The organism is Thermodesulfobacteriota bacterium (assembly GCA_026415035.1).
Classification (GTDB): Bacteria; Desulfobacterota; BSN033; order BSN033; family UBA1163; genus RBG-16-49-23.
The window spans coordinates 101,484-112,781 of the sequence record JAOAHX010000008.1; the positions used below are offsets into that span (position 1 = coordinate 101,484).

General features: G+C 54.8%; 16 protein-coding genes. 10 read left to right on the forward strand and 6 right to left on the reverse strand.

Annotated elements, in window-relative coordinates; genetic code table 11:
- Positions 1-8 precede the first annotated feature (8 nt).
- Positions 9-638, forward strand: a complete 630-nt coding sequence (locus tag N3G78_06930) for a hypothetical protein (protein ID MCX8117644.1) — start codon at positions 9-11, stop codon at positions 636-638.
- 45 nt (positions 639-683) lie between these two features.
- Here N3G78_06930 and N3G78_06935 read toward each other — a convergent pair whose 3' ends face one another.
- Positions 684-902, reverse strand: coding sequence for a hypothetical protein (locus N3G78_06935; protein MCX8117645.1), 219 nt, complete (start codon positions 900-902; stop codon positions 684-686).
- Positions 903-1,089: 187 nt separating this feature from the next.
- Between N3G78_06935 and N3G78_06940 the strand changes: the two genes are divergently transcribed.
- From N3G78_06940 to N3G78_06955, 4 genes are all read left to right on the forward strand, one after another.
- Positions 1,090-1,839, forward strand: coding sequence for a YkgJ family cysteine cluster protein (locus N3G78_06940; GenBank protein ID MCX8117646.1), 750 nt, complete (start codon positions 1,090-1,092; stop codon positions 1,837-1,839).
- Positions 1,840-1,900: 61 nt separating this feature from the next.
- On the forward strand, positions 1,901-2,659 hold the full coding sequence (locus N3G78_06945) for a hypothetical protein (protein ID MCX8117647.1): 759 nt from the start codon (positions 1,901-1,903) through the stop codon (positions 2,657-2,659).
- A gap of 91 nt (positions 2,660-2,750) precedes the next feature.
- A complete protein-coding gene (locus N3G78_06950) occupies positions 2,751-3,527 on the forward strand; it encodes a hypothetical protein (GenBank protein ID MCX8117648.1) in 777 nt (258 codons plus the stop codon).
- Between the two features lie 65 nt (positions 3,528-3,592).
- Positions 3,593-3,871 carry an acylphosphatase gene (locus tag N3G78_06955; protein ID MCX8117649.1) on the forward strand — a complete coding sequence of 93 codons (279 nt, stop codon included), beginning with the start codon at positions 3,593-3,595 and terminating at the stop codon, positions 3,869-3,871.
- On the opposite strand, the gene N3G78_06960 is transcribed toward N3G78_06955, so the two are convergent.
- Positions 3,865-4,092: a hypothetical protein gene (locus tag N3G78_06960; GenBank protein MCX8117650.1), complete on the reverse strand. Its 228-nt coding sequence runs from the start codon at positions 4,090-4,092 to the stop codon at positions 3,865-3,867. The genes N3G78_06955 and N3G78_06960 overlap by 7 nt on opposite strands.
- Before the next feature lie 154 nt (positions 4,093-4,246).
- Here N3G78_06960 and metC point away from each other — a divergent pair, with 154 nt between their 5' ends.
- Positions 4,247-5,488 (forward strand): cystathionine beta-lyase, encoded by a 1,242-nt coding sequence (gene metC, locus N3G78_06965; GenBank protein MCX8117651.1) that lies wholly within the window; start codon positions 4,247-4,249, stop codon positions 5,486-5,488.
- Positions 5,489-5,493: 5 nt separating this feature from the next.
- Here metC and msrA read toward each other — a convergent pair whose 3' ends face one another.
- Both msrA and N3G78_06975 read right to left on the reverse strand, forming a co-directional pair.
- Positions 5,494-6,507 carry a peptide-methionine (S)-S-oxide reductase MsrA gene (gene msrA / locus N3G78_06970; GenBank protein MCX8117652.1) on the reverse strand — a complete coding sequence of 338 codons (1,014 nt, stop codon included), beginning with the start codon at positions 6,505-6,507 and terminating at the stop codon, positions 5,494-5,496.
- Between the two features lie 647 nt (positions 6,508-7,154).
- Positions 7,155-7,280, reverse strand: a complete 126-nt coding sequence (locus tag N3G78_06975) for a hypothetical protein (GenBank protein MCX8117653.1) — start codon at positions 7,278-7,280, stop codon at positions 7,155-7,157.
- 396 nt (positions 7,281-7,676) lie between these two features.
- Between N3G78_06975 and N3G78_06980 the strand changes: the two genes are divergently transcribed.
- Both N3G78_06980 and N3G78_06985 read left to right on the forward strand, forming a co-directional pair.
- Positions 7,677-7,880, forward strand: coding sequence for a cold-shock protein (locus N3G78_06980; GenBank protein MCX8117654.1), 204 nt, complete (start codon positions 7,677-7,679; stop codon positions 7,878-7,880).
- Positions 7,881-7,957: 77 nt separating this feature from the next.
- A complete protein-coding gene (locus N3G78_06985) occupies positions 7,958-8,500 on the forward strand; it encodes a hypothetical protein (GenBank protein MCX8117655.1) in 543 nt (180 codons plus the stop codon).
- On the opposite strand, the gene N3G78_06990 is transcribed toward N3G78_06985, so the two are convergent.
- Positions 8,495-9,160: an MBL fold metallo-hydrolase gene (locus N3G78_06990; GenBank protein MCX8117656.1), complete on the reverse strand. Its 666-nt coding sequence runs from the start codon at positions 9,158-9,160 to the stop codon at positions 8,495-8,497. The genes N3G78_06985 and N3G78_06990 overlap by 6 nt on opposite strands.
- A 105-nt stretch (positions 9,161-9,265) precedes the next feature.
- Here N3G78_06990 and N3G78_06995 point away from each other — a divergent pair, with 105 nt between their 5' ends.
- Positions 9,266-9,913: an MBL fold metallo-hydrolase gene (locus N3G78_06995; GenBank protein MCX8117657.1), complete on the forward strand. Its 648-nt coding sequence runs from the start codon at positions 9,266-9,268 to the stop codon at positions 9,911-9,913.
- A 136-nt stretch (positions 9,914-10,049) separates the two neighbouring features.
- Entirely contained in the window at positions 10,050-10,736 is a 687-nt protein-coding gene (locus N3G78_07000) for a cupin domain-containing protein (GenBank protein MCX8117658.1), read from the forward strand.
- On the opposite strand, the gene N3G78_07005 is transcribed toward N3G78_07000, so the two are convergent.
- Positions 10,729-11,298: DMT family transporter (locus N3G78_07005; protein MCX8117659.1), on the reverse strand; the 570-nt coding region annotated here is incomplete at its 5' end. The genes N3G78_07000 and N3G78_07005 overlap by 8 nt on opposite strands.

An 11,298-nucleotide genomic window follows, 5' to 3' on the forward strand; every position in this document is an offset into this window, starting at 1 on the left:
AGGATTATATGGATAACGATAGCTTATTAATGAAAGCCCTTTCCGAACCCAATAGATATCTCCGGCGAGACAAACTGTCTGCCCTTATCGTCGCTGTCCGAAAGGGGGAATATAAACTATCGTTAGACGAGGCAAAAGCCCTTTATCAGGCTCAGCTTGAGGAAGCAAAACGGCCTGGGGAATTTGACGGCGCCACCTATCAGTCCCTTTGGCATCTTCTTAAATATTCTCCCCCTTGGGAGACTTTGAAAAAAGTCACAGGACATCTCCTTGCGAATCCGAGGACGATCTGTCGGGGTTTTGCCCTCTATTATCTTTTGAACAATTATCCTGAAATGGCGGAAGAGTTATTAAAAAAGCATCAGGACGACCCGGACCCGGAGGTGCAGGATGAGATCGCCCGCTTTCTTGTCAAAAAAGATAAAAGGCGGGCGATCGAACATTGGGAGAAAGCCCTTGGATCGGATCGCCTCCCTCACGAATTGGCCGAGACCATCCCCCAGGCCATTGCTTACTTCTCTGAGAAAGAAGATCTCCAAAGATATGAGGAGTGGGACCGCCGTTTGGGAGGGAGGACGATCTGGGGAGTGATCGCTTCGTTAATCAAGGAAAGGTTGGAAACAAAAGGACAAGGATGAAATAGTTTGACTGGGGTCCTTGGTTGAGGGCTTGCCGTGGGAAGATTAAAGTTTTTTGAAAAATTGATATAAAGTTAGGCCAATCGCATAGAGGCCGACTGCGATTTTGAGGATGGCGATCAGGTAAAAGAAGGGGCCGAGTTGTTTCGCACTATAAGGGGTGGGCAGATGGAAACGCCCCCCGCTGGTGGAGGTCCCTGTGACACAATCCCAGATCCCCCAGAGGATAAAAACGAGACCTAAGATTAAAACGAGAAAGCGCATTTGAACCCCCCGATTGTTATACCACACCACCCTTCCGAGGCACAAGAATACAAAGGGACTGGTCACCATTGGCCGAGATGGGAACGATCTTGTAACCCGTGACGGAGAAACTCCAAAAGGTTAGAAGGTAATTTTCTGAGGGGCCTTCAATGAAAAGGGCCGAACACTGAAAATTGAAGAAGAGATGATGGGTGTTGCCAAGATCATCACGATCTCGATCGAGACGCCGGATGGGAAGCTTCCGCCGGCAAGGGTAGCGATCCCCGATCTCCCTCTGGGCCTGGCCGATCTCGTGCCTCCGATGCAGAAGCTCTGTGACGGCATCGTGGGGCTTGCCCTCCAGCGGGAAAGGAAGAACGGCGAGACGATCTCCTGCCACAAAGGCTGTGAGAAGGGCCTCTGTTGCTGCCAATTGGTCCCCCTCTCCCCACCCGAGGTCTTCTTCTTAAACGATTTTTTGAAGGGCCTCCCTTTAGAGAAGAAGGTCAAGATCGAGGCCGCCTTCCAGAAAATCCGAGAGGTCATGGATCAGCGAGGGGTCACGGAAAAGATACGGAACATCGAATCCACTGACGAACATCAGGTGATCGCCTACGAATATTTCCGGATGGGACTGCCCTGCCCTTTCCTGGACGAGGGGGCCTGCAGCATCTATCCGATCCGGCCATTCGCCTGCCGGGAGTACAACATCCTCTCCCCTTCGACCCTCTGTGCCGATCCATTCAAAAAAGGGATCCGAAAGGTGAAAATCCCGAGGAGCATGACGACGGCCACCGCGCGCCTGGCTGCTGAGCTGAACCAGACCGCTCCGGTCTTGATTCCGATGCCCTTCGCCCTTGAGTGGGCGAGGGAGAATGCCCCTTTCGGGAATCGACGGTGGTCGGGGATCTGGCTTTTCGAACGGATGATGGAGTTCGCCACGGGCAAAGAGGTTTAGATCCTGAAACCATTTGACATCTTCACGGCAATTATGGTAATGGAAGGGCAGGTCCGGAAGGATGAAAGAGATCCCGAGAAAACAACTCGACAGCCAGGAGTTTTTCAAGCTCCGTCAGGTCACCGAGAAGATCTCTCAGGCCTTGGGCAAACGTCTCAATGGCCACCTCGACACTTTGAGGCCCCTCTTCCTCCCCCGAAAGCTTTTGGGGACTTACGTGAAAAGCGCGGTCAAAGAGGATGTCCCCCGATCGGAGAAGGCCTTTGCCGAACTCCAGGAACTCTTCGGTTCGGTTTGTGAAAAACCCTTCGGCTTACCGAAGAAACTACAGCCCCCTCTTCCCCCCATCAACCAACAGCTGGAGGTCACCCCTTACCAATACCCACTGCGCCTCGAGGGAGACGATCGAACCGTCCAGATCCTTGCCCCCACCCAATGGGTCCTTTCGTTCCGCGGGGATTGTTCTCTGGAGAGGGTCCGCGCCATGGTCTCCGGCCGAGAACCCCGCCAAACCGATGAGATGCAACAGGCCTTGATCGATCACCTCTCGCTGGTGGTCTTCTTGAGGCATTTTCCAGAGCTGAGAAGGCTCTTGGAGGATTTGCGCTATGAGGTGGAGGTTCAGGAGCTGGTCGACCTCGGAAACCTTCCGGTGGTGGTGTTGAAAGCGCCGATCGCGACCTTCCTCCCTCCCGATGACTTCATCCTTCAGATCACCCAGCTTTCGGGAATTTCAGCCTTTCAGGAGATCGTCGACCTCGAGGCGATCGAGAAGATGACGGATTCTCTGAAAGAGCAGTTGAAGAGCCTGGTTTCTTGATCCCTTCGATCGGCCGGACCGAGACCCTTCGCGTCCTTCCTCCTCCTTCAACAGGGGAGGGGGAGGCCGTCGTTTCTGCGGAGAAAAAAAGATGAAGAGCCTTTGGCTGACGTCTTTGATCGATTCTGAAGAGAAGGTGAGCCAACTCATCGCTCAGCTTCGCACCTACGGCCTCGAGGCAAGAGGACATTTCTGGGAGGACGCGCTCGACAAGATGGCCTGGGCCAGACCGAGGGAGGAGCTGGTTAAGCCCGAGGTCTCCCTCTGGTTGATCCTCGCCTCAAGGGAACATTTAAATAACCCCTCTATTCGATATGGCTTATCCCTGTTAGGCTTAACCCTCCAGGCGGCAAAAGGGATTACCTTCCCGGTGGCCATTCTCCTAACGGAGAGAGAGTTGCCCTCTGAAGAAGGCCTCCCCACGCCTTTGAAGGGGGCCGATCTTCTCTCGCTGACCGATCCGGGAATGGCAGCGAAGTTGGTGGTCAAGCTGAGCATGCCCCCGAAAGAGATCTCCCCCGAATACCGGATCGATACCTACGGCCATCCCCATATCGGGCAATGGATCGAGGTGGGACCCTCCCATCAGACCTGGCCCGGGGCGATGTTGGGCGTCTCGGAGGCCGAGATCACCTTCCATGCGGTCGGCCCTAAAGGGAGCCTGCCCACCACCTCGAGCCTTCGGTATCCTCTCAAGGGGATGAAGTTGAGTTTAGGGGGAAGAGAGTTTACGGCCTGGGCCGTTCAGAACGAGATAGACCCGAATACCTCCTATTTTGTCAGGGTCGAGGGTTTTCCCGATGCGATCCTCTTCGGCCCGTATACCACCGACCAAGAGGCCGAGGTCTTCGTTCTTCAATTAAAATGATTTCGCTGAGCAGTGGATCGGGGAGGAGGACCGAAAGGAGGTGAAGCGGTCTTAGGAATTCCGATATGGAAAAGGCGAGGGCCCATGTGATTGTAGAAGGCAGAGTGCAGGGCGTCTTCTTTCGGGCTCACACCCAGGAGATGGCCCACCTTTTAAGCGTGAAGGGCTGGGTCCGGAACAGGAGAGACGGCTCGGTGGAAGCCCTCTTCGAAGGCGATAAGGAGAAGGTTGAAAAAATGATCGCATGGTGCCACCGGGGGCCAACCGAGGCGAGGGTGACCAGGGTCCTGGTCAACTGGGAGGCCTATCAAGGTGAGTTCCAAGACTTCTCCATCCGCTATTGAACCTTCTTGGAGAGATCCCTCTCTTCTTTGAGGATCTTCTTTTTGAGATCCCTCCCCACCTCGTCCTTCTCCTTCTTGAGGACCTCCTCCAGATGCTCCATTCGCTTGCCGGTCTCGGTCAAACCCTCTCCCACCTTTTTGACCGTTTTTCCCCCTCCGAAATAGATGAAGAGAAAGACGAGAAGAATCCCGAAAACCACCCCGAGCAGAAATCGGATCATAATTTTTCCCTCCCTCAGGTGGAATTGAACTTACCAGGAAATGACAGGAGTTTCAATCCAAATCTGCGCCCTTCCTCCCCCTTGGCTTCTTGACCCCTCCTTTCCCCCTGCATTATAATCAACCACAGCCCTGAGGAAAACTTTCCACAGATCGATGAAAAAAAGAGAACTCCCTACGCCTTCAACCCCGAGGATCAACGCCACCTCCTTCGTCGAACTTGGCCGGAGCTTTGAGAAGGCGATTCAAACCCCCAACCTTCCCATCTATCGGACTTCCACCGTCCTCTTCGAGACCCTCGAAGAGGTCAAGGCCACGGCCGAGGCCGTGGAACGGGGGGACTTTGGAGCCTCTCATTACGGGACGATCGGAACCCCTACCACCTTTGCCCTTCGAGAGGCGATCGCCAAGATCGAAGGCGGAGGCCATCCGTGTCAGGCCGTGCTCATGCCCTCGGGTCTGATGGCCATCACCACCCTGCTTCTGTCCTACCTCAAACCAGGGGATCACCTTTTAGTGACCGATTCGGTCTACGGACCGACCCGCCACTTCTGCAGGGGGATGCTTTCGAAGTTCGGGGTCCATACCACCTATTACGATCCTACGATCGTGCCGGAGGACCTTGAAAGGCTTCTACAGCCCAATACCAGGATGATCTTTCTCGAAAGCCCGGGAAGCTATACCTTTGAGGTCCAGGATGTTCCGGGCATCTGTGCCATGGCCCGAAGCCACGGCGTGATGACGGTCATCGACAATGCCTGGGGTTCACCTCTCTTTTCGAGGCCCTTCGACTGGGGGGTGGACGCCTCCGTCATCCCCCTCACGAAATACTGGAGCGGCCATGCCGATGTCCTCATGGGAGCGGTCATCGTGCGGGAGGAACACTGGTCCCCCCTCTGGAGGGCGGTCCGTGAGCTGGGGACCTCCGTGGGAGGGGATGACGCCGGACTGATCCTGCGCGGAATGCGGACGATCGACGTTCGCATGAGAAGGCACGAAGAGAACGCTCTGAAGGTCGCCCGCTGGCTCCAGGGCCGACCGGAGGTAGGGGTCGTCCTTCATCCAGCGCTGCCCACCCACCCTCAACATGAACTCTGGCGCCGAGACTTCAGGGGCTCAAGCGGCCTCTTTTCATTCGAACTGAGGGTGAATTCCAATGGAGAAAAACCTACTTCCCGGCAGGTGGCCGCCTTTTGCGAGGGCCGCCGTTATTTCGGGCTCGGCTACTCCTGGGGGGGCTACGAGAGTTTGATCTTCCCGGCCCGCATCGAGGCCCTCCGGAGCGTAAAACCCTGGAAGGGAGGCCCCTTGATACGAATTCATGTCGGGCTGGAGGATCCGGACGATCTGATCGCCGATCTCGAAGAAGGCTTCCTAACTATGGCGAGGTTCAGCTAAAGAGATCACTTCCTCTCGAACAGCTTCCGGTATTCCCCGTATCCTTCTTTCTCGAGATCTTCTTTGGGGATGAACCGCAAGGCGGCCGAGTTGATACAATACCGGCGTCCGGTCGGAGGGGGGCCATCGTCAAAGAGGTGGCCCAGATGGGAGTTTCCGTGTTTGCTTCTTACCTCGATCCTTCTCATACCGAACCTACGGTCCTCCTTCTGGACAATGTTTCCCGGCTCGAGGGGTCGGGTAAAACTGGGCCATCCTGTGCCCGAATCATATTTGTCGAGGGAGCTGAAGAGGGGTTCCCCCGAGACGATATCCACATAGATCCCTTCCCTCTTATTGTTCCAGTAGGCATTTTCGAATGGGGGTTCGGTGCCGTCCCTCTGGGTCACCTCGTACTGCAAAGGGGTGAGGTTCTCTCTCAATGTGGCATCGTCGGGCTTGCGAAACCCGCCTCTCGGCCTTGCCGCGATCGAAGAGGGCTCTTTTGCCCAGATCTCTCTCAAAAAATGGTCTCTGCCCGAACCCATCCGGTAGAAATGGTATTTCAAAGGTTCTTTCTTGAAGTAATCCTGATGATAGGCCTCGGCCTCATAAAAGTTTCGGTAGGGTCTGATCGACGTCACAATCGGTTTTTTAAACCGCCCCGATCGGCCAAGTTCCTCTTTCGATTTCTCTGCCCGTTGCCTCTGCTCCTCGTCATGATAGAAGATCGCCGTGCGATATTGAGGACCCCGGTCAACGAACTGCCCTTCGGCATCCGTGGGATCGATATGCCTCCAGAAGGCCTCAAGGAGTTCCTCATAGGTGATCTTCGAGGGATCGTAATAGACCTGGACCGCCTCCACATGGCCGGTCTTTCCCGAGGTGACCTGTTCATACGTGGGATCTTTTTCCTCTCCTCCTGTATATCCCGAGACGACCCTGATCACGCCAGGCAACTTCTCAAAATCGGCTTCCGTGCACCAGAAACACCCGCCGGCAAACGTGGCCACTTGGACCCCGACCTCTTCCCCGGACATCTGTCTCACCTCTTTCTGGGTAGGAACACCCTTTTGACAGCCGACGACCATCACGGTCATCCACAAAATCGCTCCCAAAAGCGCTTTCATCAATTGCACCCTTCGACCTAAAATATAATCCTTCCCCGGGCCAATCTCAAAAGCTTTTGGAACACTCTTTGATCCATGTCCTTCGTCACGGATGAAGAGCGAGGGATCGAGGCCCCAGGTTTTGGGATCCTTAGTTTCTCGAAAGGATATGAAACTGCTCCAGAAGTGGTGTAGAGAATCTCCGTGAGATAGGATAGGAGATAGGAGTGGAGAGGAAAACGTCCGAGGGAAGAAAAGGGGTGAGGTGAGGCATGGCTAATTCCACCAGGGTTTTCTTTCTCGGGGTACTGGTGACGGCCATCTTATGCGATCTTGTCGTCCGGTCCATCCTCGGCCGGTACTCCAAGGGATACCGGCTACTCTTTGAACCCATCAGCCTGTTGGGGACGCCGGGAAGTCCCCTCCACGGGTATGCCCGCTTGGTGTTGATAGGGGTGGGGCTCCTTTGGGTACCCTTTGCCTATGGACAGGCTATGGCCTTTCAATTTCTGATCCGGTGGCATGTCCTCTATCTCCTAAACCCCGCCGAAAACCCCCGAAACCCTATTCGGGAAAATTCACGGCATCGCCTCGGGGGTGGGGTTCCTCTTCCTGATCCTCAATCCCTTTTGGTCCAGGTCGATACCAGAATCCTTGAGACTTGGATTCGTCAACGGGATGCTGTTCGCGTTGGCGGTGGTCACCTTCGCCCTCTTCTTCGCCTCTAAGGATGTTCCCCGGGTGTCTTACGCTATAGCGGCCCTTTTCAGCGCCTTCATTTTTAGTGATTCTGTATCCCCCTCTCCTCTTGAACCTCGTCAGGCAAGTCCGAAAGGAATGAGCAAGAAGGACGGGGGATCCTTGGGTTTGGCCAGCTGGGAAAAGGACCGTCCGTGAGGAGTCCCATCGCTAAATAAAAAAAGCTTGACATTTAAAGAGGAATTGGCCATAATTGCAGGCACGGTAAGTTGTAAGGAGTATGTGGTTGAGTCAATAAGAAAGGTCACAAAGTTTTCCCAAAAAACTTCTGTGACCTTTTTTATTTGAGACCAGAGGCTATTACAACTTACGCAGTTCAATAAAGAGAGGAGGTGAAGGTAGTGGCCAAAGGTCGGGTAAAGTGGTTTAATGAGAAGAAAGGATATGGATTTATCTCCCGGGAGGACGGGGGGGATGTTTTCGTCCATTTCTCCGCCATCAAGAAAGATGGATTCAAAACCCTTTACGAGGGAGATGAGGTCGAATTCGATATTTCCGAAGGCCCCAAGGGTCCTCAGGCAACCAACGTAGTCACGAAATCCTAACGGGATTTCTGTAAAGAGGAGAGACCCCAGATCCCCTCTGGGGTCTCTTTTTTTATCTGTTCGCGAGGCAAGGGAAGATGGCCGAAATCAAATCCACTCTCGAGTTGGCCCTGGAGCGGACAAAAAAATTTGCCCTTTCCGATAAAGAACGGGAAGAGATCAAACAGAAGGAGCTTCGGGAGAAGATTCAAAGCCTCTTCCATCGATACGGGGAGGGAAGGCTCCATCTGGCCGACCTTGAGAAAGAGATCGAGCGCATGGAGGAAGGGGTTCGAAAAGCCGTCAAGGAAGGTCTATTCAAGCTCTGGACGGAAGGGCTCACCCTCCAGGGGGAAAACGAAAAGTTCATCAAGGGGATCGAGTGGGTGAAGGGCCAATCGCTGGGAGAGTGGAGGGAGAGCCTCCGAAGACTGGGCGATCAATACCAGAACGAGAAAGACCAGGTAGCCCTCAACTTCCGAGCCCAGAGCTTGGAGGCCCTGAAGAGAGAGGGGTTCAGTGGGGAAGCCATCGAGCCCAACCTAAAGGCCAATCCCTCGTACCAGAAGGCCCTTGCCGACCTGGAGGAAAAGTACCGGGCCCATCTCGACGAGATGAAGAGGCGGCTTCAGGAATCATAGGAAGGGATAGAAGTTCTGGCGGATCGACTGGAAATTATACAATACCCATTCTTTACCCTGCACGACCTCTCCATGTCCCGGAAGGAGCCATTCGATCTCAAGCCGGGCCATCCGCTCGATGCTCCTCATCAATTCCTTGCCATTGCCCCCGGGGAAGTCGGTCCGGCCCACCCCTCCAGAAAAGACGAGGTCTCCGGTGAAGAGGGCCTTTTGGGCCGGCCAGTAGAGGGTGAGCGAACCAGGAGAATGACCCGGCGTGTGGTAGACGAAGAAACGTTCCCTTCCGAGAAAGAATTCTCCTTCTTTTAGAAAGAAATCGATCCGGAGGCTGGGCAGAGGATGTCCCATCATTTCATAGAGGTGTTTTCCGCTGCCCTGCAGATAGCCTTCCTCCTCGAGGCCCATGGCAATCTTGACAGGCCTTTCGACAAAGGCCTCCAAGCCCTCGAGGTGGTCCGGATGGGAATGGGTGGCGATCACCAGATCGATCCTCTCCGGACTCACCCCGTCTCTTTCCATCTGATCGAAGAGGTTCGGAAGACGATGCAGATGGCCCGGGTCGATCAAGGCGATCTTGTCGGTCTCGATCAGATAGGTATTGCAATTGTTTTCGTAAAGGCTCTGCCAGATATAGGCGTAAAGTCCTTCAGCGATCTTCATCGGCTTGGCCTCGCCCGAAGTTGGTAAGGAATCCTCCTTTGAGATTTATCAAGAAAAAGTTGAAGTTTCAAGCCTCCCTCTTGTATGATTTAAAAAAGAGACCCGATGGAGGCGGCCATGATCTTTAAACAGTTTGAGGTGGGAAGCTTTTCGGTTTTCTGCTATCTGATTGGAGATGAAGGGACGGGGGAAGCCCTCTTCATCGACCCGGCGGACGATATCGATGACCTCCTCAGGGAGGCCAGGAAGAAGGGGGCGACTCAGATCAAATATATCATCAACACCCATGCCCATGTGGACCATATCATGGGCAATGCCGAGATGAAGCGGAAGACGGGGGCTAAAATTGTGATCCATGAAAAGGACGCCCCGTTCCTCACCCGCACCCCTCCAGAACTCCTCATGATGTTCCGGGCGACCCCCTCTCCACCGGCCGACCTTCTGGTGAAAGACGGGGATATCCTCCGGGTGGGAGAGATCGAACTGAAGGTCATCCATACCCCTGGCCACTCTCCGGGAGGGATATCGCTCTACGTGGACGGAATGGTCTTCACGGGCGATACCCTCTTTGTAGGCTCTGTCGGTAGGACCGATTTCCCGGGAAGCTCCTGGGAGGTGATGGAGACCTCCATCCGGAAGAGGCTCTATACGTTGCCCGGAGAAACCGTGGTCTATCCTGGCCACAATTACGGACCCACCCCCAGTTCCACGATCCAGCACGAAAGGCGTCACAACCCCTTTGTCAGGGGCTGAGGACTCGCTTGACCTCTTCGCCGGAAATGGTATAAATAAGGCAGGGAAAGTTCGTCGGGGAAAGAGAACCTCCCCGCGCCGGAAGGAAAGGAAAATCCTCTTGGAGGATTGAGCCAGGCCGAGACGGAGATGGGCGATGGAGGAGAAAAAAAGCGAGATCACTTACGAAGAGTTTCAAAAGGTTGCTTCCGATTACGGAGAGGTCAGCGGACAGGATCTTCTCACCGATCCGGCCACCCTTGAAAAGGTGAGGGAGCGTGCCGAAGGCGAAAGGTCGCTGACCCACGGGGAGATGCTCCGGACGGTCCGCGAAAAAAGAGGATTCTCCCTCGAAGAGTTGGCCGTCAGGACCGGCATCGACCGATCCATCTTGTCCCAGATCGAAGCAGGGGATTACATGCCCTCTCTGGGCCAGCTCATCAGATTGAGCAAGGCCCTCTCCCTCCGGATGTCGGACGTCATCGGTCCCGGAGATGAATCGTTTACCATCGTGAAGTCGAATCAGCGTCAGAGTTTCTCCCGGTTCGGAAAGGCGAGGGAGTCGTGCTACGGATACGAATACGAATCCCTTGCCCCCCGGAAGAAAAACCGGGGAATGGAGCCCTTCATTGTGACCCTCCAGCCTTCCGAAGCGAATGAACCTTCTTCCCACGACGGACAGGAATTTATCTATGTGCTGGAAGGGGAAATGGAGGTCATGATCGAAGGCACCCGGGAGGTCCTCGGACCCGGAGACTCGGTCTATTACGACTCCACGAGCCTCCATCTGTTAAAGGCCCACGGCGGCAAACCCGCCAAGATCCTGGCCGTGCTGATCAGCTGAGCCTTGAACCCGCCGACTCTTTCCTCCTCCAGTTGACTAAAAAGATCCCCACCGAGACCAGGGGGAGTCCCACCATCAGGGAGACCGTGAATTCCTCCCCCATAAAGAGGACACCCGAGAGGACACCGAAGACCGGGGTGAAGAAGGTGAAGGCGCTGAGCCGGCTCACCGAGTATTCGTGGATCAGCTTGAACCAGACAAAGTAGCTCAGGAAGGCGACTATGACCGATTGATAAAAAAGGGAGCCCAGGACCGCGGGGCTGATCCGACCGATCGGGTTCGGTTCTAGGAGGAGGCTCAACCCGAAGAGGATGGGGATGGAGAAGAAGAGCTGGTAGAGAAAGGTATGGATCGGCTCCACCTTCCCGGCCATAAATCTCTTGATGTAGAGGGTGGTCGCCCCCCACAAGATCCCCGCGGCAATCTCTAAGAGGTCGCCTAAAAGCATGTGGGGGTTGGCGGCCTTCGGTTTTCCGTAAAAGACGACGACGAGACCCGAAAAGGCGATCACGAGCCCGAGGGCCTTCAGGAGGGTGAGGCGGTCCCCCTTCAAGAAGAAATG

Excerpts from the sequence above, each read along its gene's own strand:
- N3G78_06930 (MCX8117644.1), top strand. The coding sequence starts at position 9 with ATGGATAACGATAGCTTATTAATGAAAGCCCTTTCCGAACCCAATAGA.
- N3G78_06935 (MCX8117645.1), bottom strand. The coding sequence starts at position 902 with ATGCGCTTTCTCGTTTTAATCTTAGGTCTCGTTTTTATCCTCTGGGGG.
- N3G78_06940 (MCX8117646.1), top strand. The coding sequence starts at position 1,090 with ATGGGTGTTGCCAAGATCATCACGATCTCGATCGAGACGCCGGATGGG.
- N3G78_06945 (MCX8117647.1), top strand. The coding sequence starts at position 1,901 with ATGAAAGAGATCCCGAGAAAACAACTCGACAGCCAGGAGTTTTTCAAG.
- N3G78_06950 (MCX8117648.1), top strand. The coding sequence starts at position 2,751 with ATGAAGAGCCTTTGGCTGACGTCTTTGATCGATTCTGAAGAGAAGGTG.
- N3G78_06955 (MCX8117649.1), top strand. The coding sequence starts at position 3,593 with ATGGAAAAGGCGAGGGCCCATGTGATTGTAGAAGGCAGAGTGCAGGGC.
- N3G78_06960 (MCX8117650.1), bottom strand. The coding sequence starts at position 4,092 with ATGATCCGATTTCTGCTCGGGGTGGTTTTCGGGATTCTTCTCGTCTTT.
- metC (MCX8117651.1), top strand. The coding sequence starts at position 4,247 with ATGAAAAAAAGAGAACTCCCTACGCCTTCAACCCCGAGGATCAACGCC.
- msrA (MCX8117652.1), bottom strand. The coding sequence starts at position 6,507 with ATGTCCGGGGAAGAGGTCGGGGTCCAAGTGGCCACGTTTGCCGGCGGG.
- N3G78_06985 (MCX8117655.1), top strand. The coding sequence starts at position 7,958 with ATGGCCGAAATCAAATCCACTCTCGAGTTGGCCCTGGAGCGGACAAAA.
- N3G78_06990 (MCX8117656.1), bottom strand. The coding sequence starts at position 9,160 with ATGAAGATCGCTGAAGGACTTTACGCCTATATCTGGCAGAGCCTTTAC.
- N3G78_06995 (MCX8117657.1), top strand. The coding sequence starts at position 9,266 with ATGGAGGCGGCCATGATCTTTAAACAGTTTGAGGTGGGAAGCTTTTCG.
- N3G78_07000 (MCX8117658.1), top strand. The coding sequence starts at position 10,050 with ATGGAGGAGAAAAAAAGCGAGATCACTTACGAAGAGTTTCAAAAGGTT.